This is a genomic window from Nocardioides daejeonensis (assembly GCF_003194585.1).
Lineage (GTDB): Bacteria > Actinomycetota > Actinomycetes > Propionibacteriales > Nocardioidaceae > Nocardioides > Nocardioides daejeonensis.
Genome location: NZ_QHKZ01000003.1, coordinates 173,795 through 195,564 on the forward strand (window position 1 = coordinate 173,795; position 21,770 = coordinate 195,564).

The 21,770-nt window shown below is 70.1% G+C and carries 24 protein-coding genes; 8 read left to right on the top strand and 16 right to left on the bottom strand.

The window, feature by feature from the left end; translation table 11 throughout:
* Positions 1-3: 3 nt before the first annotated feature.
* The 3 genes from DNK54_RS08950 to DNK54_RS08960 all read right to left on the bottom strand — a co-directional run bounded on the left by DNK54_RS08950 (position 4) and on the right by DNK54_RS08960 (position 2,843).
* Entirely contained in the window at positions 4-759 is a 756-nt protein-coding gene (locus DNK54_RS08950) for an enoyl-CoA hydratase/isomerase family protein (protein WP_110206635.1), read from the bottom strand.
* 2 nt (positions 760-761) lie between these two features.
* Positions 762-1,940 carry a thiolase family protein gene (locus DNK54_RS08955; RefSeq protein WP_110206636.1) on the bottom strand — a complete coding sequence of 393 codons (1,179 nt, stop codon included), beginning with the start codon at positions 1,938-1,940 and terminating at the stop codon, positions 762-764.
* Positions 1,941-2,009: 69 nt separating this feature from the next.
* A complete protein-coding gene (locus DNK54_RS08960) occupies positions 2,010-2,843 on the bottom strand; it encodes a helix-turn-helix domain-containing protein (protein ID WP_204164488.1) in 834 nt (277 codons plus the stop codon).
* 60 nt (positions 2,844-2,903) lie between these two features.
* Here DNK54_RS08960 and DNK54_RS08965 point away from each other — a divergent pair, with 60 nt between their 5' ends.
* Entirely contained in the window at positions 2,904-3,446 is a 543-nt protein-coding gene (locus DNK54_RS08965) for a TIGR03086 family metal-binding protein (RefSeq protein WP_110206637.1), read from the top strand.
* Positions 3,447-3,591: 145 nt separating this feature from the next.
* Here DNK54_RS08965 and miaB read toward each other — a convergent pair whose 3' ends face one another.
* Together miaB and DNK54_RS08975 are read right to left on the bottom strand one after the other, a co-directional pair.
* A complete protein-coding gene (gene miaB / locus DNK54_RS08970) occupies positions 3,592-5,085 on the bottom strand; it encodes a tRNA (N6-isopentenyl adenosine(37)-C2)-methylthiotransferase MiaB (RefSeq protein ID WP_110207022.1) in 1,494 nt (497 codons plus the stop codon).
* 65 nt (positions 5,086-5,150) lie between these two features.
* Entirely contained in the window at positions 5,151-6,074 is a 924-nt protein-coding gene (locus tag DNK54_RS08975; RefSeq protein WP_110206638.1) for a LysR family transcriptional regulator, read from the bottom strand.
* 78 nt (positions 6,075-6,152) lie between these two features.
* On the opposite strand from DNK54_RS08975, the gene DNK54_RS08980 reads away from it, so the two are divergent.
* Positions 6,153-7,088 carry an EamA family transporter gene (locus DNK54_RS08980; protein ID WP_110206639.1) on the top strand — a complete coding sequence of 312 codons (936 nt, stop codon included), beginning with the start codon at positions 6,153-6,155 and terminating at the stop codon, positions 7,086-7,088.
* On the opposite strand, the gene DNK54_RS08985 is transcribed toward DNK54_RS08980, so the two are convergent.
* Complete coding sequence (locus DNK54_RS08985; RefSeq protein WP_110206640.1) at positions 7,039-7,707, bottom strand: TetR/AcrR family transcriptional regulator; 669 nt, start codon at positions 7,705-7,707, stop codon at positions 7,039-7,041. The two genes, DNK54_RS08980 and DNK54_RS08985, sit on opposite strands and share 50 nt — an antisense overlap.
* A gap of 72 nt (positions 7,708-7,779) precedes the next feature.
* On the opposite strand from DNK54_RS08985, the gene DNK54_RS08990 reads away from it, so the two are divergent.
* Positions 7,780-9,351 (top strand): M28 family peptidase, encoded by a 1,572-nt coding sequence (locus tag DNK54_RS08990; protein ID WP_110206641.1) that lies wholly within the window; start codon positions 7,780-7,782, stop codon positions 9,349-9,351.
* On the top strand, positions 9,351-10,541 hold the full coding sequence (locus tag DNK54_RS08995; RefSeq protein WP_110206642.1) for a lipase family protein: 1,191 nt from the start codon (positions 9,351-9,353) through the stop codon (positions 10,539-10,541). Before DNK54_RS08990 ends, DNK54_RS08995 begins: the two co-directional genes overlap by 1 nt.
* A gap of 28 nt (positions 10,542-10,569) precedes the next feature.
* On the opposite strand, the gene DNK54_RS09000 is transcribed toward DNK54_RS08995, so the two are convergent.
* The 4 genes from DNK54_RS09000 to DNK54_RS09015 form a co-directional block, all read right to left on the bottom strand.
* Complete coding sequence (locus tag DNK54_RS09000) at positions 10,570-11,193, bottom strand: heme-binding beta-barrel domain-containing protein (protein WP_110206643.1); 624 nt, start codon at positions 11,191-11,193, stop codon at positions 10,570-10,572.
* A gap of 49 nt (positions 11,194-11,242) precedes the next feature.
* Complete coding sequence (locus tag DNK54_RS09005; RefSeq protein WP_275426255.1) at positions 11,243-11,623, bottom strand: Fur family transcriptional regulator; 381 nt, start codon at positions 11,621-11,623, stop codon at positions 11,243-11,245.
* A gap of 213 nt (positions 11,624-11,836) precedes the next feature.
* Positions 11,837-12,298, bottom strand: a complete 462-nt coding sequence (locus tag DNK54_RS09010) for a MarR family winged helix-turn-helix transcriptional regulator (RefSeq protein WP_204164490.1) — start codon at positions 12,296-12,298, stop codon at positions 11,837-11,839.
* A 65-nt stretch (positions 12,299-12,363) separates the two neighbouring features.
* Entirely contained in the window at positions 12,364-12,834 is a 471-nt protein-coding gene (locus tag DNK54_RS09015; RefSeq protein ID WP_110206646.1) for a hotdog fold domain-containing protein, read from the bottom strand.
* Positions 12,835-12,973: 139 nt separating this feature from the next.
* Between DNK54_RS09015 and DNK54_RS09020 the strand changes: the two genes are divergently transcribed.
* Both DNK54_RS09020 and DNK54_RS09025 read left to right on the top strand, forming a co-directional pair.
* Positions 12,974-13,921 (top strand): acyl-CoA desaturase, encoded by a 948-nt coding sequence (locus DNK54_RS09020; RefSeq protein ID WP_110206647.1) that lies wholly within the window; start codon positions 12,974-12,976, stop codon positions 13,919-13,921.
* Between the two features lie 23 nt (positions 13,922-13,944).
* Positions 13,945-14,571 carry a TetR/AcrR family transcriptional regulator gene (locus DNK54_RS09025; RefSeq protein WP_338036274.1) on the top strand — a complete coding sequence of 209 codons (627 nt, stop codon included), beginning with the start codon at positions 13,945-13,947 and terminating at the stop codon, positions 14,569-14,571.
* Positions 14,572-14,618: 47 nt separating this feature from the next.
* On the opposite strand, the gene DNK54_RS09030 is transcribed toward DNK54_RS09025, so the two are convergent.
* Both DNK54_RS09030 and DNK54_RS09035 read right to left on the bottom strand, forming a co-directional pair.
* Positions 14,619-14,993 carry a VOC family protein gene (locus DNK54_RS09030; RefSeq protein ID WP_110206648.1) on the bottom strand — a complete coding sequence of 125 codons (375 nt, stop codon included), beginning with the start codon at positions 14,991-14,993 and terminating at the stop codon, positions 14,619-14,621.
* Positions 14,993-15,763, bottom strand: a complete 771-nt coding sequence (locus tag DNK54_RS09035) for a methyltransferase domain-containing protein (protein ID WP_338036275.1) — start codon at positions 15,761-15,763, stop codon at positions 14,993-14,995. The genes DNK54_RS09030 and DNK54_RS09035 overlap by 1 nt, the downstream gene beginning before the upstream one ends.
* Positions 15,764-15,853: 90 nt before the next feature.
* Between DNK54_RS09035 and DNK54_RS09040 the strand changes: the two genes are divergently transcribed.
* Positions 15,854-16,339 (top strand): MarR family winged helix-turn-helix transcriptional regulator, encoded by a 486-nt coding sequence (locus DNK54_RS09040; protein ID WP_110206649.1) that lies wholly within the window; start codon positions 15,854-15,856, stop codon positions 16,337-16,339.
* 62 nt (positions 16,340-16,401) lie between these two features.
* Entirely contained in the window at positions 16,402-17,226 is an 825-nt protein-coding gene (locus DNK54_RS09045) for an NPCBM/NEW2 domain-containing protein (protein WP_162602373.1), read from the top strand.
* A gap of 27 nt (positions 17,227-17,253) precedes the next feature.
* On the opposite strand, the gene DNK54_RS09050 is transcribed toward DNK54_RS09045, so the two are convergent.
* The 4 genes from DNK54_RS09050 to rsmA all read right to left on the bottom strand — a co-directional run bounded on the left by DNK54_RS09050 (position 17,254) and on the right by rsmA (position 21,692).
* Complete coding sequence (locus DNK54_RS09050; RefSeq protein WP_110206651.1) at positions 17,254-17,943, bottom strand: hypothetical protein; 690 nt, start codon at positions 17,941-17,943, stop codon at positions 17,254-17,256.
* Between the two features lie 158 nt (positions 17,944-18,101).
* Positions 18,102-19,916, bottom strand: a complete 1,815-nt coding sequence (locus DNK54_RS09055; RefSeq protein WP_110206652.1) for an ABC-F family ATP-binding cassette domain-containing protein — start codon at positions 19,914-19,916, stop codon at positions 18,102-18,104.
* Positions 19,916-20,812 (bottom strand): 4-(cytidine 5'-diphospho)-2-C-methyl-D-erythritol kinase, encoded by an 897-nt coding sequence (locus tag DNK54_RS09060; protein ID WP_110207025.1) that lies wholly within the window; start codon positions 20,810-20,812, stop codon positions 19,916-19,918. The genes DNK54_RS09055 and DNK54_RS09060 overlap by 1 nt, the downstream gene beginning before the upstream one ends.
* Entirely contained in the window at positions 20,805-21,692 is an 888-nt protein-coding gene (rsmA, locus tag DNK54_RS09065; RefSeq protein ID WP_110206653.1) for a 16S rRNA (adenine(1518)-N(6)/adenine(1519)-N(6))-dimethyltransferase RsmA, read from the bottom strand. The genes DNK54_RS09060 and rsmA overlap by 8 nt, the downstream gene beginning before the upstream one ends.
* Positions 21,693-21,770 lie beyond the last annotated feature (78 nt).

Genomic DNA, 21,770 nt, shown 5'->3' on the forward strand with positions numbered 1-21,770 from the left:
AGCTCACTTCTTGGTGAAGGCCGCCAGGCGCTGCTGCGCGTCGGCGGTCCGCACGGCCTCTGCGATGGTGCGCGACTCGACCGCCCCGGACTCCTCACGGGTGCGGTCCCAGGAGTCACGGATCAGGCGGCGCGCCTGGCCGAGTGCGAAGACCGGCCCCGCGGCGATGCGCACCGCCAGCTCCCGGGCAGCGGTCTGCACCTCCTCGTCGGCGACGACCGTGGTCACCAGGCCCCAGTCGCGGGCCTCCGCGGCACTCAGGGTCCGGCCGGTGAGCGCGTACTCCAGAGCACGGACCTGGCCGACCGCACGCGGCAGCAGCCAGGAGACGCCGATGTCGGGGGTGAGCCCGACGCCGGGGTAGGCCATCACGAACTTGGTCGACTCGGCCGCCACGATCACGTCGGCAGCCAGCATGACGGAGTTGCCGGCGCCGGCGACGGCACCCTGCACCGCGCAGACCACCGGCTTGGCCAGGGCGTCCAGACGGCGGGCGGCGACGTCGAGCGCCTCCGCCAACTCGAGGAGGAACCCGGACGGGTCGTCGGCAGCCACCATGGCGGCCACGTCACCCCCGGCCGAGAAGCGCTTGCCGGCACCGGTCAGCAGCACCGCGCGCACCTCGTCGTCTGCCTCGGCGCGGCCGATCGCCTCGTCGAAGGCGTGCGAGGTCGGCACGTCGAACGCGTTGGAGACGTCTGGACGGTTGATCTCGATATGGGCGACGCCGTCGGCAACCGAGTAGTTCACCAGCGTCATGCTCAGATCCTCTTGAAGAGGGCAGCCAGAGCCTGGCCGCCGCCGATGCACATGGTGACGATGCCGAACTCGAGGTCGTTGCGCACCATCGTCTTGGCCGCGCGGACCGAGAGGATCGCGCCGGTTGCGCCGACGGGGTGGCCCAGTGCGATGGCGCCGCCGTACGGGTTGACCTGCGCCGGGTCCAGCCCAGCATCGCGGCTGACGGCGACCGCCTGGGAGGCGAACGCCTCGTTGAGCTCGATGGTGCCGATGTCCTTCGGGGTCAGCCCGGTGCGCTCGAAGAGGTCCTTGAGTGCGAGCACCGGTGCGTAGCCCATGAGCTCGGGCTCCATCGCCCCCGTCGAGACGGCCTCGATCGAGACCAGAGGCGACAGCCCGTGCTCGGCAGCCGCGGCCTCGGTCGCCAGCACGACAGCGCCAGCGCCGTCGTTGATGCCGGAAGCGTTGCCGGCAGTCACCGAGCCGTCCTTGACGAACGCGGCACGAAGCTTGCCCAACGTCTCCATCGTGGTGCCCGGCTTGGGGTGCTCGTCGACCTCGACGGTGTAGGGCTTGCGGCCGGCGACCTCGACCGGGACGATCTCCTCGGCGAACGCGGCCTTCGCCTCGTCGGTGGCGGCGCGGCGCTGCGACTCGACCGCGAACTCGTCCTGCTGGACCCGGTCCACGCCGTACTTGGCGGCCACGTTCTCGGCGGTCACACCCATGTGCTTGTTGCTGAACGGGTCGGTGAGCATGCCGACCGTGCCGTCGACCAGGGCGCGGTCACCGAGCTTGTAGCCGTTGCGGGCACCGAAGTCGAGGAACGGCATCCGGCTCATCGACTCGTCGCCGCCGCCGATGGCGAAGTCGAGGTTGTTCCAACGCATCTCCATCGCCGCCGACCAGATCGCCTGCAGTCCGGACCCGCAGAGCCGGTTGACCGTGTAGGCGGGAACGCTCTGCGGCAGCCCGGCGGCAAGCGCGACCCGGCGGGCGTTGTAGGCGTCGGGGCCGACCTGACCGATCTGGCCCATGACGACCTCACGGATCTGCTCGCCGCGCACACCGGCTCGGCTGAGCGCCTCGGTGACGGCGACCGCGCCGAGCTCGTGCGCGGGGACATCCTTCAGCACCCCGCCGAAACTGCCGATCGGCGTCCGGGCACCGTCGACGATGACGATCTTCTGCTCACTCATGGGTAAATCGTAGGCGCGCTCGACCGGCCGGTTCACGGCGGGCCGGGCGGTGAACAAGGCCGACCTCGCCTACTCGGCAGTAGGCCGGGGCTCGGCGGCGAACTGTCCCGGCGTCATGCCGGTGACCGCTGCGAAGTCCCGGATGAAGTGCGCCTGATCCGCGTAGCCGAGGTCTGTTGCGACCGCGGCCAGGTCGTAGGCGGTGGACCGGCTCCGGAGCCGGTCGGCTGCCTCGTGGAGCCGGCGCCGCTGGATCAGCCACTTCGGCGTGAGACCCAGGCGGCGGGCGGTGAGCCGCTGCAGGGTGCGCTCGCTCAGCGCGAACTCCGCACAGACCTGAGCCACGCGGCGTACGTCGGGGCGGGTCTCGGTGAAGTCGACGATCCGGTTCACCAGCTCCCCTTCCTCGTCGAGCGGCAGCAGGCGGCGCACCTGCTCCTCCACCAGGACGATCGCCGCGCGCTGCGCCTCCTCGTCGGTGGGATCGGGCGCCATCAGGCCGACTATCTCTCCGACGAAGCCGGCATCGACGCCCAACGCCTCCCAGGGCACCGCGGCGTCGACGACCTCGGCGACGGGGCGACCGAGGAGCAGCCACCCGGCTGCTGGCTGCAGCAGCGTGCCTACCGTCCACCCGCTCCCGCTGAGCTCGCGAGTGCCCAGGCCCGCGGTCGGCCCGACCACCATCGCACGGGTGGCGTCGACCGTGAGCAGACAGACCGGGTACTGCAGCACCCGCTGCACGCTGACCTTTCCCTCCGGGAGGGACCAGACCGGCACCCAGTGGCGCCGGACCAGCCCCCGCAGGTCGTCGGCAGGAAGATAACGATCGATCGGCGGAGTCGTGCCGGCGGCATCGCGCAGGTGCGCCGGTTCGTCGGGATCGATGCGTTCTCGGGGCACACCTGGATTCTGTCGGATTTCTTCAATCGCCTCCGTCACGGCACCGCCAGACTGGACTCCATGAACACGACCCTCGACCAGTTCACCACCCTCATCGAGCGCTTCGGCACGATCGTCGGCTCCGCCACCGATTGGGACGCGTCCAGTCCGTGCGAGGGCTGGGCGGCGCGCGACGTACTCGACCACGTCATCGACTCGCAGCGTGACTTCCTGGCGCGCCAGGAGCTCTCGCTCGGCCCGCGCCCGGAAGGCTCACCGGAGGAAGCCTGGGCCGCCCACGCCTCCGGGGCGCTGGAACGACTCGGCGACGGCACCGTGCTCGACCGCGAGTTCGAGAGCTACTTCGGCCCCAGCACCATCGGCGCGACCATCGCGACCTTCTACAACCTCGACCTGATCATCCACCGTTGGGACCTGGCCCGCGCCTTCGGCAGCGACACCGCCTTCACACCCGACGAGGTCTTGCACGTCGAGGCATGCCTGGACGAGCTGGGAGAGAACCTCTACGCCCACGGCGCTTGCAGCCCCGCGCTCCCCGTCGGTTCCGACGCCAGCCCCCAGGAGCGGATCCTCGCCCGGACCGGCCGCGACCCGCGGCGCTGAGTGTGACAGCTGACTGCCCCTCCCTGCCGCCCCGACAGGACGCACGCTCGACTGCGTGACGACGTACGCGCGACCGCCGAGCTCTCGACGTGAGCGTCCTGTTCGTGTGGGCGCTCCTCAGCGCCAGCCGGCCTGCGAGCGGAGGTCAGCCGCAGGCAGGGGCGTCCGGCAGCGGCGCGGGAACACCGACGCCGGGCATGCCGAGGCCGACACCCTTGCCTGCGCCGGTGGGCGAACTGGGCGAGACCCGGCGCTCCCAGGCGTCCCCGGCACGGGTACGCCGCAGCGCCCGGACGGGACCGTCGGCGACCAGGTGGTGCGGGGCGGCGTAGGTGACCTCGACGGTGACCATGTCGCCGGGACGCGGCTCGCCCTCGACCTGGGAGAAGTCCGCCTCGAAGTGCACGAGGCGGTTGTCGGGAGCGCGACCGGAGAGGCGGTGCGTCTCGGCGTCCTTGCGCCCCTCGCCCTCGGCGACCATCAGCTCGACGGTGCGACCGACCAGCTTCTGGTTCTCCGCCCAGGTGATCTCGTTGACCAGCGCGGCGAGCCGCTGGTAGCGGTCCTTCACCACGGCCGGGTCGATCTGATCGTCCAGGACAGCCGCGGGGGTGCCGGGGCGCTTGGAGTATTGGAAGGTGAACGCGCCGGAGAAGCGGGCCTCACGGACCACGTGCATCGTCTCGAGGAAGTCCTCCTCGGTCTCGCCGGGGAAGCCGACGATGATGTCGGTGGTGATCGCCGCGTCCGGGATCGCGGCGCGGACCCGCTCGATGATGCCGAGGAACTTCGCCTGCCGATAAGACCGGCGCATGTCCCGCAGCACCTTGTCGGAGCCGGACTGCAGCGGCATGTGCAGGCTCGGCATCACGTTGGGTGTCTCGGCCATCGCCTCGATCACGTCGTCGGTGAACTCGGCCGGGTGCGGGCTGGTGAAGCGGACCCGCTCCAGGCCGTCGATCTCACCGCAGGCGCGCAGCAGTTTGGAGAACGCCTGCCGGTCGCCGAACTCGACGCCGTAGGCATTGACGTTCTGGCCGAGCAGGGTCACTTCGGTGACGCCCTCGGCGACCAGTGCCTCGATCTCGGCCAGGATCTCGCCGGGGCGGCGGTCCTTCTCCTTGCCGCGCAGGCTCGGCACGATGCAGAAGGTGCACGTGTTGTTGCAGCCGACCGAGATGGAGACCCAGGCGGCGTACGCCGACTCCCGGCGGGTGGGCAGCGTGGAGGGGAAGACCTCGAGCGACTCGAGGATCTCCACCTGGGCCTCGGCCTGCGAGCGCGCCCGGTCCAGGAGCGCCGGCAGCGAGCCGATGTTGTGGGTACCGAAGACGACGTCGACCCACGGCGCCTTCTTGACGATGGTGTCGCGATCCTTCTGTGCCATGCAGCCGCCGACAGCGATCTGCAGATCCGGCTTCTTCGCCTTGACCGGCGCCAGGTGGCCGAGGTTGCCGTAGAGCTTGTTGTCGGCGTTCTCACGAACCGCGCAGGTGTTGAAGACCACGACGTCCGCCTGCTCGCCCTCCGGGGCGGAGACGTAGCCGGCGTCTTCCAACAACCCGGCCAGGCGCTCGGAGTCGTGGACGTTCATCTGGCACCCATGGGTGCGGACTTCATACGTGCGTGCGGTGCTCATGACCACCCAAGAGTACGGCGGCACGCAGGATTGTCCGCAACCACGCGGCTACGGGCGGGCCGCTGCTACGCCGGCGAGCCGGACGGTCCCGGACCGTCGCCTTGCCGAGGACGGGCGTCCAGCCGCTCGTGGACGACCTCGAGGAGGGCGGTGGTCGCCGGCGAGGGGTTGAACGGACTCCACGCCAGGTACTCGATCCTCGTGGGGCCGCCGCGGACGGCGACCGTCACGAGCTCGGGGTCCTCCGGCACGACGGCCTTGGGCAGGAGTGCGACCGCCAGCCCGGCCCGGACCAGATCCAGCATCAGGCTCGCGGTCATCGCCTCGAAGCGCACCTCGCGGGTGAGACCGGCCGCTTCGAAGGCGACATCGCTCTGCAGGCGCCCCGGCAGCCGGGCGGGGAAGTCGGCGAAAGGCTCGGCGGCGAGCTCCGCAAGGTCCAGTCTGCGGCGCCGGGCGAGGCGGTGGCGCCGCCCCAGGACCGCGACGTGGCGGCCGCGGGCCAGCTCGGTGGTCGCGACGTGCCGGGGTGGCTGGGACTCGTGCAACCCGAGCACGGCGACGTCGACCTCCCCGGCACCGATCGCCTCGGTGAACTCGAGGCTGCCACCGCTGCGCACCGAGATCCTGACCTCCGGATGGCGGTGGAGGAAGCTCCTCAGCGTGGCGGGCACGTCGAGCGCCGTGACGGTGGGGATGAGGCCGATCGTCAGGGTGCCGCTGATCCGGCCGGCCGCCGCATGCGCGTCGGCAGCCGCGCGGGCGGCTGCCTCGACGCTCGCCCGGGCAGCGGGCAGGAACGCCGCACCCGCGGCAGTGAGCTCCACCCGCCTGCTGGTGCGGGCGAAGAGCCGGACGCCCAGCTCCCGTTCGAGCGCCTGCACCTGGTGGCTGAGCGCCGACTGCACGACGAAGCACCGCTCGGCAGCCCGCGTGAAGCTCCGGGTCTCGGCAACGGCCAGCACGTACCTGAGCTGTCGCAGTTCCATCTATCAATCGTGCATCACGATCAATGCTATGAAAACCATGCGTTGGACTCATGGTTCTCGCGACCCCACAGTGGACTCGTGACCATCAACCGCCCTCTCCGACCCAGCGCAGCCGCACATCGGCCGGCGCACACGCTGCTCACCGCCCTGGCGCCGGCGACCTGGGGGACGACGTACCTCGTCACCACCGAGCTCCTTCCACCCGGGCACCCGCTCTTCGCCGCCCTGCTGCGAGCGCTTCCTGCGGGTCTCGTGGCGCTGCTGATCGCCCGGACCCTGCCCCGCGGCGGGTGGTGGTGGAAGGCGGCCGTGCTGGGGATCCTCAACATCGGGCTCTTCTTCCCGCTGCTGTTCGTCACCGCTCAACGTCTTCCCGGGGGCGTGGCCGCGACGCTGGGCGCCGTCCAGCCGATCGTCGTTGCCCTCCTCGCCGTCGCGCTGCTGGCCGAGCGCCCCTCGCACTGGCGGCTCGCCTGGGGACTGGTCGGCGTGGTCGGCGTCGGCCTGGTCACCCTCGGCCCGGGCGCAGGCTTCGACGCCGTCGGCCTCGCCACAGGCGTGCTCGGCACCTCGGTGGTCGGCCTCGGCATCGTGCTCACCAAGCGCTGGGGCCGGCCGGCCGAGGTCGGGCCGGTCGGCTTCGCCGGCTGGCAGCTCACCGCCGGCGGGCTCTTCCTTCTTCCGCTCGCCCTGCTCTTCGAGGGAGCGCCGGGGCGCGTCGACACGGCAGCGCTGGCCGGATACACCTGGCTGGGGCTGGCGGGCGGCTTGGTGGCCTACACGCTCTGGTTCGACGGCCTCCGGCGTCTACCGGTCACCGCGACCGCGCTCCTGGTGCTCCTCTCACCCCTGGTCGCCGCGATCCTGGGCGTCGCCTTCGCGGGCGAGCGGCTCGACGCACTGCAGGTCACCGGCTTCGCCCTGGCGCTGACCGCGCTGGCCGCCGGCCAGCTGACCCCCGGACTCATTGCTCCCGGAAGGTATCGGCGAGCCAGACCGTCAGCTCAGCCGTGAGGGTGGCGAAGTCCGGGGCTGGCTCCACGTCGAGCGCGTCGGAGGCGAGCTGGCGGGCGGCGTACACCATGCCGATGTAGGCACTCTCGGGAAGCGCGCGTGCGGAGCCGCCCTCCAAGCCATCGGCGACCTCACGGATGTGGCGGGCGAAGAGCAGGAGCGACTCCCTGCGCTGCGCGCGGGCACGCGCGCCGAGCCCGTCGATCTCCACCTGATAGGCACGAGCGACGACCAGGTCCGAGCGCAAGGTGTCGAGATAGGCGCCCAGCATCGACCGGACCAGCGCCGGCCGATCAAGGCCGCTTGCGTCGACCGCCAGCATCTGCTGGAGCAGGACCGCGATGAAGCGGTCGTAGCCGGCGAAGACGCAGTCCTCCTTGCCCGGGAAGCAGTCGTAGAAGGCAGCCAGGGAGACGCCGGCCCGGCGTGCCACCTCCGCCGGCCCCACTCCTCCGACGCCGGCGTCGGCAAGCAGCTCGGTCATCGCGATAAGCAGGCGCTCTCGCTGCGACTCCCTCACCTGGTCGCGGGTGAGGCCGTGGCGACCGCGCGGCAACGGCTCCGGAGTCGCGAAGAAGACGCCCTCGCGGACCCTCGCCACCTGCCCACCGCGCTTCACGGCGGCAGCCTAGCGGGCGGCGTAACCGATCCCCGTAACGAACGTTACTTCTATGACTCGAGGAGGTCACCGATGCCGCACACCCGCTCCCCCCACCTCGGCCGCGTGGCCGCCGCCCTTGCCCTCGGCCTGCTCTGCACGCTCGGTCCCGGCGCCCTCGGTGCCGCCCGCTCCCTGGAGACGTCTCCCCAGATCACACCGGGCTCGACGCGCATCGCCGGCTCCGTCAACGCCCGCGACGACCTGCTGCAGAGCCGCGGGCAGATGATGCGCACGATCAAGGATCTCGTCGGCATGGCGCCACGCGCCACCGGCACCAAGGGCGGCAAGCGAGCGGCCCGGTACGTCGCTCGACGCTTCCGCGCGGCCGGGCTCGACAAGGTCTGGATCGAGAAGAACGTCTCGTACTCGTGGCGCGCCAAGGGACACGGGCTCTCCGTAGCGGGGACCGCGCTCGACGTCCATCCGATCGGCTTCTCGATGATCGACGGGCCGACCGCCACCGGCACCCGGACGCTGGGCACCCAAGGGCTCACCGCTCCGGTCGTCGACCTCACCAAGGACCCGAACGCCGACGTCCGCGGCAAGATCGCGGTCGTCGACCTGAAGTTCCAGATGCCGCTGGCAGCGATGGTGCCGTTCATCGAGTTCGTCCACGATCCCGATCGGGAGACGCTCGACGCTCAGACCATGTTGACGAAGAACCCCTACATCACGTCGCTGTCGAGCAGCATCAAGTCACTGCAGGCCAAGGGTGCGGTCGGCATGATCGGCGTACTGGCCGACTACTTCGACTCCAACAAGTACTACAACGAGTACTACCGCCGGACGCCGATGAAGATCCCGGGCATGTGGATCACCAAGCGCGAGGCGGTCCGCTTGCGTACGCTGCTGGCGCGCACCCCGCGCGCCACGATGCGACTCACGACAGTCCGCAAGAAGGTGGTCGCGCGGACCCCCATGGGCGTCCTGAACGGCCGGTCCCCGGACACGATCCAGGTCCAGAGCCACCACGACTCGCTCGGCCCGGGTGCGGTCGAGGATGCCAGCGGCGTCGCCGAGGTAGTCGCACTCGCCGACTACTACGGCGCCCTCGCCCGGACCGGTCAGCGACGCAGCAAGACACTGATGTTCACCACCTTCGACACCCACTTCACCGGCTACCAGGCCCATATGGGCTTCGTCGACAAGTACGTCAAGAACCCGAGGTCGCCCTACCGGATCGTCGCCAACACCACGATCGAGCACATCGCCAAGAAGGCGGTGGTGAAGAACGGCGAGCTGGTCTTCACCAAGCAGACCGAGCCGCGGGGCTTCTTCGAGAACGTCTCGCTGCCACTCAAGGCCGAGCTGGCCCGGATCATCCTCGCCCGAGACCTGCGAGGGACGACGATCCTCAACGGCACCCTCTTCCAGCCGCTCACGCTGCCTACCGACGCCTCGTTCGTCCAGAGCGCGGGCGTTCCGACGATCAGTCTGATCGCAGGCCCCGTCTACCTGTACGACGAGATCGACGACCTGCGCGCCATCGACCGTCCCGAGCTGCGACCGATGTTGCTCGCCCAGCGCGACCTCATCGACGCCTTCGAGGCCACCCGGTCCTCCGGCATCGGCTTCCTACCTCCGCTGCCCGGACTGCTGTGATGGGCACCGTCGCCCGCCTGGTCGCGGCCGCACTGGTCGCCTCCCTCACCGTCAGCGTCACCGCGATCGACCCGGCGGACGCGGCCCGGCCGAAGCAGCCGGGGCGCACCATCAAGATCTCCGCCGCCGGCGAGACCAGCCAGCTGGCGGGCGCCCGGCGGGCGTTCGTGCTGCGCTACAGCACCCGAACCGTCGACGCTCGCGTCCGGCCCGCGACCGGCCTGGTGCTGGTCCCGAAGGGAAGGCGTCCGCAAGGCGGCTGGCCCGTGGTGGTCTACGGCCACATGACCACCGGCGCGGCCGACAGCTGCGCCCCGACGCGAGGCACGCCGGATCATCCCGAGAAGCAGAAGCTGGAGCAGGGCGACGACACCACCCGCGCGCTTCTCGCCGCGGGCGTGCTCGTGCTGCGGCCGGACTACGAGGGACTGGGCGCACCCGGGCCACATCCCTACCTGCACGGCCCGTCGCTGGCACGTGCCATGGTCGACATGCTGCGCGCCCTGCGCACCGACCGCCCCCGCCTCGTCGGCGACCGCTGGGTCGTCTCCGGTCACAGCGAGGGTGCGGTAGGCGCCCTGCACGTGGCAGCACAGTCACGCCTGGTCCCGGGCATGCGGTTGATGGGCGTCTCCGCCTTCACACCGGTGACCCGGATGGAGACGCTGCTGAACCTGCTGTCGCCGACTCCCCTGGGCGGCCCGGTGATCGGCGAGCTCGTGGCACTGGCCGCACTGATGCTCAAAGGGATGAGCGCGACCGATCCGGAGTTCGAGAAGCGCCTCCTGACCGAGGGTCTCTCCCCGGCCGCCCGCGCCCTCTGGCCGCATCTCGAGCGGCGCTGCCTCGCCGAGCTCTCCCGAACCGACTCCTGGGGCGGCCTGGCGCCCGCTCAGGTGACGGCGCCCGGCGCGGCGGGGCGGCGTACGGTGCGAGAGCTGGCGACCTGGCTGGCCCAGCACGACGTACGACGGCTCCATCTCCGCCCGGCACTCCCGGTCCGACTGGACCTCGGCGTGCTGGACACCGTCGCTCCGTTCCCGTTCACGGAGGAGCTGGCGACGACGTACCGCCGGCAGGGCAACCCGGTGACGGTCGGACGCTGGCCGGCCAACCACTCCCCGACCAACTCCGCGGCCTTCGCCAGCACGGCCGCTGCCGCGTGGATGGTCCGGCAGCTGGGGCGCTGAGCAGGCGTCGCTCCCCGCGACCGACGTCTCAGGCGTGCTCGGCGCCGGGGTGGTACCGCTTGACCCGGCTCAGCGTGTTGATGTCGGTGTGGTGCATCTCGGTACCGGTGGCGGCAAGTCGCAGCAGCAGGTCGGAGGTGTAGCCGAGGGTGCCGTCGTCGTTGAGGGTGAAACTGCTGGTGAAGTCCTTGATCTCGGCCCGCTCCATCAAGTACTTGTTCTGCAGGATGCCGTAGCACGGGTCACCGGGCCTCGCGTTGAAGTGCAGGGTGCGGTCGCCGATGCTCGCGGTGCTGCCGGCCTGGATGGCGATGCCGCGACCGAAGACCACGGTGCGGATGACCTGGCTGTTGATCTTGTCCCAGAGCAGGAAGCCGATCTCGTCGTGGAAGGGGTCCATCGCCTCCTCACCGTGGCGCCAGGCGGTCATCGAGTAGTTGAGCCCCCACAGCGTCTGCTGACCGTTCTCCTGCACCGGGATCGGCTTGAAGCTGGCCTTCTCGAAGTAGGTCGTATGACCCGTCTCGTCGTCCTGGTTGTGGTACGAGAGGTCGACTCCGAGGTCACCCTCCCAGTCGCCGACGAGCCAGGTCAGCGGGCCGAGCTTCTGCGGGCCCTGGATGCTGGCGCGGTCGGGCGTGGCGATGGACATATCTGCTCCGTTTCTGGTCGATCAACAGGTGGCGTGGGCGGTTCGTGACTCAGCCCGGGGGCGTCGTCCGACAGGAGGCGCAGAGTCCCCAGTAGGTGACCTCTGCCTCATCGATGGCATAGCCCTCATCGCTCCTGGCCTCGAGACACGGCGCGGTGCCGATGGCGCAGGGCACGTCGACGATGGCCGCGCAGGCACGGCACACCAGGTGGTGGTGGTTGTCGCCGGTCTCGATCTCGAAGCGGGCCGGAGAACCGGCTGGCTCGACGCGGCGCAGCAGCCCAGCGTCCGTCAGGGCGTGCACGACGTCGTAGATCGCCTGCGTCGAGACGGCACCGATCCGCCGTCGTACGCCGGTGGCGAGCTCTTCGACGTCCGCGTGCGGCCGCTCGACCAACTCCTCCCAGACCGCGAGACGGGGCTTCGTCACACGCAGACCACCAGCACGCAACCGGTCCTCCACGTCGCGCACTGCCGCCCCCGTTTCTTGAGAAAGTCAAGAACATGGTGCGCCCTTGTCTTGCGCAATGCAAGTCTTGCCCTTGGCAATTCTGGGCTCCGCCGCATCGGACGGACCCGAGGTCGCGGCACAGGCGACGTGCCGCGTCGCAGCGCGCGGCAGGCGAGACCGATCAGCGGCCCCCTAGAACGGGACCCGGGGATCCTCGGCGACGGCGAGTACGTCGTGCAGCACCTCCAGCGCCTCCACGCACCGGCTGCGCAACCCAGGGTCGAGGCGGTCGAGGGCGTCGCCAAGCAGGCCGCGACGCCGCTCGGCAACCTCGCGCACAAGCGTCCGGCCGGCTTCGGTCAGCGACAACACGACCGCACTCCGGTTGCCCGGGTCGGTCTCGCGGGCAAGATGCCCGGAAGCGGCAAGGCGGTCGGCCAGGCGCGTCACCGACGAGGCAGCGATGCCGAGCTCCTGGGCACATCTGGTCGCACCGAGCTCGCCGGCCTCGTACAGCAGACGCAGCAACCGGAGCTGCGGCAGCGAGACCTCAAGGTCCTCGACGCTGCGCAGAGCCACCCCGACGAGGTCGCGCGTGACGAGCTCGACAGCAGCGACCTCCCGCACCGTCGACCCTGCTCGCCTGCGCACCACGGCGCGAGTATCGCACGCAGCTCAGCACAACAGCTGCGCTTGGAGCACGCGCCGGGTGACGGCCGTCAGGAGCGAGCGGGCTTCGGCGTCACCCACAGCTTGATGACACCCTCGATGACGACGGTGCCGTCATCACGGACGCCCTTCACCCGCACGTGCAGATCGGGATCGTCGCCGTCCCACTGCGCCTGGTCGGTCTCGGCTATGCAGGTGATGTCACTAGTGGCCTTGGCGGTGTAGGAGATGTCCATCCCCTTGGGGATCCACCGCTTGTCGGACGGGATCGTCACTTCGGCCAGGGCACCCATCGCGGCCTCGAGCCCGTTGCAGAGCGCGATCGCATGCACGGTGCCGATGTGGTTGTGAACCGCACGTCGCTTCGGGATGACCAGCTCGGCGTAGTTGGGCCGCAGCTCGGTGAAGGTGGGGCGGATCGTGGCGAAGTACGGCGCCTTCTGCGAGAACGCCAGCGAGAAGGCCTTGTTGCCGAAGGGCACCAGGTTGGCCTTGGTCCAGAGGTTCAGGATCGTTGACATGGGTAGATGCTACCGGCGAGTAACCACGTTGCCCACCCACGTGTCCGGCATCACGGACTGGCCCACCTACGGTGCCGTAACCTACGGTTCGGTAGGAACCCGGTGGAGTACGGCGCCGGATCGAGTGGCAAGGAGCCTGATGACAGCGACCCTGGACGAGCCGGTGCTGAGCGGAACCCGCGGCGGGGAGACCCAGTCGGGGATGGAACGCTTCGCGCTCGCTCTCTTCATCCTGGTGCCGTTCCTGGCCTTCTTCGCCGCGATCCCGATCGCCTGGGGCGGCTGGCTCGGTTGGAGCGATGTCGTCATCGCGACGGTCATGTACTTCCTCACCGGCCACGGCATCACCGTCGGCTACCACCGGCTCTTCACGCACAAGTCGTTCAAGCCGAACCGCGGCGTGAAGATCGGTCTCGCGATCGCCGGATCGATGGCGATCGAGGGCCCGGTCGTGCGCTGGGTCGCCGACCATCGCAAGCACCACAAGTTCTCCGACCGCGACGGCGACCCGCATTCGCCCTGGAAGTACGGCACGCGCATGCGCGACCTGGCCAAGGGGATGCTGCACGCCCACATGATGTGGCTCTTCGACCCGGAGCAGACCCCTCAGCACAAGTACGCCCCCGACCTGCTCAAGGACAAGGACATCGTGCGGATCAGCCGGCTCTTCTGGCTGTGGACGCTGATCTCCCTGCTCCTCCCGGCCGTGCTCGGCGCGCTCGTCACCTGGTCGTGGCAGGGCGCTTTGACGGCCTTCTTCTGGGGCTCGATCGTGCGGATCGGCCTGCTGCACCACGTGACCTGGTCGATCAACTCGATCTGCCACACCATCGGCGAGCGGCCCTTCGTCTCGCGCGACAAGTCCTCCAACGTCTGGTGGCTGGCGATCCCGTCGATGGGCGAGTCCTGGCACAACCTCCACCACGCCGACCCCACCTGCGCACGCCACGGCGTACTCCGCGGGCAGCTGGACACCTCGGCACGCCTGATCTGGCTCTTCGAGAAGGCCGGGTGGGCCAAGGACGTCCGCTGGCCCGTGCAGGAGCGGATCCAGAGCCGACTGGTCGCCAACCAGCCCGGCTCCTGACCAGGACCGGAGAGGGTCGCGCCGTGGCCAGCAACCAGAAGCGGAGCCCCGGACGCAGCCGGATGACCGCGGCCGAGCGCCGCGAGCAGCTGATCGAGATCGCGCGCCATCTCTTCGCCGAGCGCGGCTTCGACGGCACGGCGGTCGAGGAGATCGCCAATCGCGCAGAGGTCTCCAAGCCCGTCGTCTACGAGCACTTCGGCGGCAAGGAGGGCCTGTACGCCGTCGTGGTCGACCGCGAGGTCACCCTCCTGCTCTCCCTCATCCGCGGGGCGCTCACCGAGGGGACCTCACGTCAGCTGCTCGAGCAGGCCGCACTGGCCCTCCTGGGCTACATCGAGGAGCACCCCGAGGGCTTCCGGATCCTGGTGCGCGACTCCCCGATCGGCAGCCAGGGCGCCAGCTTCCAGTCGATCATCGGAGACACCACCCGCCGCGTCGAGGGCATCCTGGTCGACCAGTTCAAGTCACGCGGCTTCGACCCGAAGGCCGCGCCGATGTATGCCCAGATGCTGGTAGGCATGGTCGGCACCACGGGCCAGTGGTGGCTCAGCGCCAACCGCCGGCCGGCGCGCGAGATGGTCGCGGCCCACATCGTCAACCTCGCCTGGAACGGCCTCTCCGGTCTGGAGCAGAAGCCGCAGCTCTAGGGACGTGCGGTGACGCAGGCTTCCGACAACACCACCGCAGAAGTCGCTCAACCGGCCGGAGCGAGCACCTCGACCCGGTTGCCGTGACCGTCTGCGACATGGAAGCGCAGGTGCCCCTCGAAGGTGCGCCGCTCTCGCTGATCCGGCGAGAAGCCCAGCGACTCCAGTCGATCCGCGATCGCGGCGAGCGTCGCGCGGTCGTCCACCACCAGCGCCGGGTGCGCCTTGGTTGCCGGCCGGAAGTCGGCCTCGACCCCTACATGGATCTCCGCACCATCGGAAGCGCGGAACCACACCCCGCCTCGGGACGCGAGCGCCGCCGGCTTGGTGACCTCGACGAGCCCCATCCCGTCGACCCAGAAGCGTCGGGCGATCTCCTCACCGCCAGGAGGGCAGGAGACCTGCACGTGGTGGAGCCGCATCAGCCCCTCCTCGCGACGACGAAGACGCGGCGGAACGGCAGCAGCACCCCGAGGTCGGTCTCCGGGTAGGCCTGCGCCAACCGCACGCGGAACTCGGCTGCGAACTGCTCGCGCAAGCCCTCCGGAAGCGCCTGGAGAGTGGGCCGGGCCCCCGTGCCGGTCACCCAGTCGAAGACCGCGTCACGGCCGCGCAGCACATGCAGGTAGGTGGTCTCCCAGGCATCGACCTCGAAGCCGAGCGGCGCCAACACCCTCAGGTAGTCCACCGGATCGTGCGCGCTCGGCACGGCGACCTCCCTCACGTGCTCGGCGTACGGCGCCTCCGCGGCCAGCTCACTGCGCAGCGCATGGCTGGGTTCGGAGAAGTTGCCCGGCACCTGCATCGCAAGCCATCCGCCGGCGCGCACCCGCCGCGCCAACTCGGGCAGGAGGGCGAGGTGGCCCGGCACCCATTGCAGGGTCGCGTTGCTCACCAGGAGGTCGACCGAGTCGGACGCCGCGGCCCACGCCCGGAGGTCGCCGACCTCGAAGCGGACACGTGGGTGGCTCGGCGCAGCGGCGATCATCTCGGCGCTGCTGTCCACGCCGAGCACCTCCGCTCGGGGCCACCGCTCGGCGAGCGCCACCGTGAGGTTGCCCGGACCGCAGCCGAGATCGGCGATCCGCTCCGGCGCCTCGCAGCCGACCCGGGCCAGAAGGTCGAAGAAGGGGCGGCCGCGCTCGTCCGCGTAGCCGAGGTAGTGACGGGGGTCCCAGGTGTGCATCTTCATCACTCTCCCTAATTATCTTGATATCAAGATAACGGTCTCAAGGCATTGTCTCGATGTCAAGATTCTCGACGGATCCGCTAGCATGTGCCTGTGCGTGACGAAGTCGATGATCTCGTCGAGGCATGGACCCGGGAACGTTCCGACCTCGACCTCGCCCCGGTCGAGGTGTTCAGCAGGATCTCCCGCCTTGCCCGGCTGCTCGACCTTGCCCGCCGCAAGGCCTTCGCCGACCACGACATCGAGCTGTGGGAGTTCGACGTGCTGGCCGCCCTGCGCCGGGCCGGCGGAGACTACGAGCTCTCCCCCGGCCGGCTGATCAGGGAGACGCTGGTGACCTCGGGCACGATGACCAACCGAGTCGACCGGCTCACCGGCCGTGGCTTCGTGGAGCGCCTCCCCGACCCGAACGACCGGCGAGGCGTGCTCGTGCGCCTGACCCCCGACGGCCGCGAGGCTGTCGACGGCGCGTTCGAGGCCCTGGTCGCCGCGGAGCGTGACCTCCTTGCCGAGCTTCCCGCCAAGGACCGCCGGCAGCTGGCAGGCCTCCTGCGCCGGCTGATGACGCCGTTCTCCTGACGTTCTCACCCGGCCATGTGACACTGAAGGTTGGCGTCGACTTCATCGTCAGGGGGATCCGCATGCGTCGCCTCGGAACGTTCCTGGTCAGTTTCTCGGTGCTCGCCGCACCGATCCTGGTGAGCGCCGGTCCAGCGGCGACCGCCCCGCCCGGCGCACCCGCGCAAGAGCGAGCGAAGCCTGCACTCACCCTCAAGGTGGACAAGAGCGACGTCAACCTCGGCAAGAAGATCACCTTCAAGGGCAAGGTGAAGCCGGCGAAGGTCGCCAAGGGCGACACCGTCGCCCTTCAGAAGCGGATCGGCACAAGGGCTTGGAAGACCGAAGCGACGACGAAGGTCACCAAGAAGGGTGCCTTCGCCTTCAAGGACAAGCCCACCACGGCCACCGCCCGCACCTACCGTGCCGTGATCAAGAAGACGAAGAAGCACGGCACGATCACCTCGCCCAAGGTGGCGGTGGCGGTGAACGCATGGGAGGACTTCACCACCTTCTCGAAGGGCCGGGTCGCCTCGACCGACTACCGCTGGCGCAACACCTCCGCCAAGGTCGACAACGTGGCCTACCCGGGCTCGATGCTCAGCTCGCGGTTCTACTCCGACTACGTGACCACCGTTGGCGAGTTCAACCTCTACCGCCAGTGCCGGAAGCTCGAGGGACGCGTCGGCTTGGACGACGAGTCCGCAACCGGTGCCACGGGTCAGGTGCGGATCACGCTCGATGGCGCTGTCGCCTACACGAGAGACCTCTCCGCGTTGTTCACCACGGCAAAGGTCAACCTGAGTCTCAGGAACGTCCAGCGGATGCGGGTCGAGCTGAGCCGCACCGACACCACGGTCGATGCGCGGCCCGCCCTGCTCTCGCCGCGCTTCCTGTGCACGCGGTGAGTCGCTGACCCGCTCGAACGGGCGTCATCAGCGCGCGTCGTGCACCTCCACGTCAAGCGTGTGGGAGGAGCGCGAGCCGCCGATCGGCGTGAGCTCGACGACGATCCCGGTCTGCAGGTCGAGGGCGACCTCGTAGGCGATCGGGTAGACGACCTGCGGATCGTGGTCACGCCAGGTCGTCCCACCCCCCGCTGCCTCGTCACGCTCGGAGATCTCGCCCCAGAGCAGAGGGCAGCAGCCACAGCGAGGTTCGTAGCCGTCGGCCGCCGCCACCACGGCGCGCCAGGCCGGGCGGCCACGATGCTCGCCGTCGCGCAGGTCCGTGACGATCGTGTGCTCGCTGAGCTCGACCGGATCGAGCATCGCCACCCATTGGTAGTCCTGCCACATCGGATCGTCGTAGCAGACCGTCAGGTCGTCCGGGCGGTGGGCGACCAGGCCATCGAGGCGGCGTACGGGCTCGGTCTGCTGGGGGGTCAGCCACTGCGGCTGCGGCACCGGACCCGGTCCGCTGACGAAGATCGCTCGCCCCTCACCGGCGTTCTCGACGACCTCGTGGCGCCGACCGCCGGCATCGACCACCACCATCCGTCCCGGGCGGGTGACCCATGCCTCGACCGTCTCCTCCTCGCCTCCCCTACGGGTGAAGTGCACGCTCCGCCAACGCCACGGCGACGATCGGGCCAGGGCGCGGAACGAGTCCTCGGTCAGCTTCACCTCTCCAGTCTCCGCCGCGCGCCGCGACGGGGCCAGCGAGTTTTCCCGCTCGTGGCCGTCTTGGTCTTCGCAGCCGCGGCTCGACCTGACCTGGCGCCGTACGCCGGCACGCGCGGAGCGCGACCACCCCGGCGGCCCGCCGCCCCTGGAGCGAGCGCTTACTCCAGGAGCTCGGCGGCCTCGAGCCACTCCAGCTCCAGCTCGTCACGCTCGGCCTGCAGCGGTTCGAGCCGTGCCGACAGCTCGGCGAGCCGCTCGTAGTCCTGGGCGTGGAGGGCGATCTCGGCATTGATCGCCTCGACCTGCTCGGCGATCTTCGCCAGACGCTTGTCGATGCGGTTGACCGCCTTCTTCGCCGCGCGCTCCTCGGCGGAGCCAGGCTTGGCCCTCGTGGCCTGTGCGGGCGCACCGGCGTCGCGCGAGTCGGCATCGGGCGCAGGGAGGCCCGGACCACCTGACCCGGAGACAGGCTCCGGCTCGCTCCTCGAGCGCTCCCGCCGGACGAGGTACTCGTCGACGCCGCCGGGGAGCATGGAGATCTGCCCGTCGCCGAGCAGCGCCCACACCGAGTCGGTGACCCGCTCCAGGAAGTAGCGGTCGTGCGAGACCACGATCAGGGTGCCGGGCCAGGCATCGAGGAAGTCCTCGAGCACGTTGAGCGTCTCGATGTCGAGGTCGTTGGTGGGCTCGTCGAGGAGGAGCACGTTCGGCTCCTCCAGCAACAGCTTCAGCAGCTGGAATCGTCGCCGCTCGCCACCGGAGAGGTCACCGAGTCGGGCGGTCAGTCGGTCACCCGTGAAGCCGAACCGCTCCAGCATCGACGTGGCGCTGATGTCGCCGTCCGCGGTGCGGGTGATCCGGCTGATCGACTCGATCGTGGCCAGCACCCGTGCTTGCGGGTCCACCTCGTCGATCTGCTGCGTCAGGTGGGCGAGAGCGACCGTGCGGCCGTGCTTGACCCGCCCGTGGTCGGGCTCGATCCGATGGGCGAGCAGGTTGAGCACCGAGGACTTGCCGGCCCCGTTGACACCGACGATCCCGATCCGATCGCCCGGGCCGATCCGCCAGGTGGCGTGATCGAGCAGCTGCCGCTCGCCACGGCTCAGGTCGACGTCCTCGACATCGAGCACGTCCTTGCCCAGACGCTGAGTGGCGAACTTCTGCAGCTCCATCCGGTCTCGCGGCGGCGGCACGTCCTCGATCAAGGCGTTGGCGGCGTCGATGCGGAACTTGGGTTTCGACGTCCGCGCCGGAGCACCGCGGCGGAGCCAGGCGAGCTCCTTGCGCACCAGGTTCTGGCGGCGTACCTCCGAGGCGGCTGCCTGGCGCTGCCGCTCGGCCTTGGCCAGCACGAACGCCGCGTAGCCGCCGTCGTAGGAGTCCACGAGTCCGTCGTGCACCTCCCACGTGCGATGGCAGACCGCATCGAGGAACCAGCGATCGTGGGTCACCACGACCAGCGCGGACGAGAGCCCGACCAGGTGGCTCGCCAGCCAGGTGACCGCCTCCACATCGAGGTGGTTCGTGGGCTCATCGAGGATCACCAGATCGTGCTCGTCGAGCAGCAGTGCGGCCAGTGAGCAGCGCCGCCGCTCGCCGCCGGAGAGACCGAGCACCGGACGGTCGAGGTCGATCCCGGTCAGCAGCTCCTCGACGATCTCACGCGTGGACTGCTCACCGGCCCACTCGTGGTCGGCCTTGCCGCGCAGCACGGCCTCGCGCACCGAGTGACTGTCGACCAGCTCGTCGCCCTGGTGCAGGTAGCCGACCCGCAGGTCGCGGGTGCGCGAGACCCGCCCGCTGTCGGGCTCCTCGATGCCGGTCAGCACCTCCAGCAGGGTCGTCTTGCCGTCGCCGTTACGCCCGACGATGCCGATCCGCTCCCCCACCGCGATGCCCAACGACACCTCGCTGAGCAACGGACGGATGCCGTAGGACTTCGACACCTTCTCCAGGTTGACCAGGTTGACCATCAGATCAGTTCAGCTCCAGGGACGGGGCCATAGGCGATGCGGGCCCGACCGTACGACGTCAGTGCGGCCGCCACCCGCTCGGCATGGTCGGGGTCCTCGGCCAGGAAGAGACAGGTGGGTCCGGAGCCGGAGATGAGGGCCGCCAGGGCGGAGGCGTCGAGCCCGGCCCGCAGTGGCTCGCCCAGTTCGGGCCGCAACCGCAGCGTTGCCGGGTGCAGATCGTTGCCCAACGCCGCAGCCAGCTCGGGAGCCGATCCATGCTCCAGGGCCCGGGTGAGGGCAGCCGGGATCTCCGGATCGGCGATCTCGGCCCCGGCATGGACCCGGTCGAACTCGGCGTAGGCGGCCGGTGTCGACACACCGAAGTCGAAGGTGAGCACCACCCAGTCATAGCGACCCGTGTCGTGGATCGGCGTCACCAGCTCGCCGCGCCCATGGCCAGCCGCCGTACCGCCGACGAGCCCGAAGGGCACATCGGAGCCCAGCTCACCGGCCAGGCCGATCAGGTCCGCGGCATCGGCGTCGACCTGCCACAGCGTGGCGCAGGCAAGCAGGGTCGCAGCGGCATCGGCCGAACCGCCGGCCAAGCCACCGGCCACCGGAATGCCCTTGTCGAGGTGGAGGGCGACCGGCCGGCCCGTACCGACCCGCTCCCCCAACAGGCGGGCGGCGCGCAGTGCCAGGTTAGAGTCGTCGAGCGGCACCTCGGCGACGTCGACCCCGTCGTGTCCGACGCAGGTCAGGCTCCATGCCGAGGCATCGCGCGCGGTGACCCGCGAGGTCAGCGAGATCGCCTGATAGGCGGTCGCCAGCGGGTGGAAGCCGTCGGCGCGCACCGGACCGACCCCGAGGTGCAGATTGATCTTGGCGGGCGCCTGCACGGTCACCTCAGCCATCGGCACCCCAGCCACCGGCGACGAGCCCCTCGGTGATCGCCACGAACGCGTCCAGACCCAGGGCCTCGCCACGCAGCTGCGGATCCACGCCGGCCGCGCTCAGCGCCGACTCGATCGCCTCGGTGCCGCCGGCCAGCGGCCTGAGCGTGGCTCGCAGCGTCTTGCGCCGCTGCGCGAAGGCCGCGTCGACCACGGCGAACACCTGCTCCCGGCTCACCCGCTCCGACGGCACGGAGGTACGCCGTGTCCACGCCACCAGCCCCGAGTCGACGTTGGGCGCCGGCCAGAAGACGTTGCGACCGACCGCGCCCGCGCGGCGCACGTCGGCGAACCAGGCAGCCTTGACCGAAGGGACGCCGTACACCTTGGAGCCGGGGCGGGCGGCGAGCCGGTCGGCGACCTCGGCCTGCACCATCACCAGTCCCCGCTCCAGCGAGGGCAGCAGGGCGAGCAGGTGCAACAGCACCGGGACCGAGACGTTGTAGGGCAGGTTGGCGACCAGGGCGGTCGGCGGCGGGCCGGGGACCTCGGTGACGCGCAGCGCGTCGGCACGAACGAGAGAGAATTGGTCGGCCCGGGCGCCGGCGTACTCGCCGATGGTGCGCGGCAAGCGCGAGGCAAGGGTCTCGTCGATCTCGATCGCCACCACCTGTGCGGCCGCCCCCAGCAGCGCCAGCGTGAGCGAGCCGAGCCCCGGCCCCACCTCGACCACGACGTCCGCCGGGCCGATTCCCGAGTCGCGCACGATGCGGCGGACGGTGTTGGGATCGATGACGAAGTTCTGCCCCCGCTGCTTGGTGGGACGCAGGTCGAGCTCGGCTGCCAGGGCACGGACGTCTGCCGGCCCCAGGAGTCGGGGCTCGGCAGACGTCTCGGGCATGGGCTCAGGGTATCGGGCCGACGCCGACTGCCCCGATTCGGTGGCGCTCACCTCCCCAACGCACGACGTCCTGCCAAC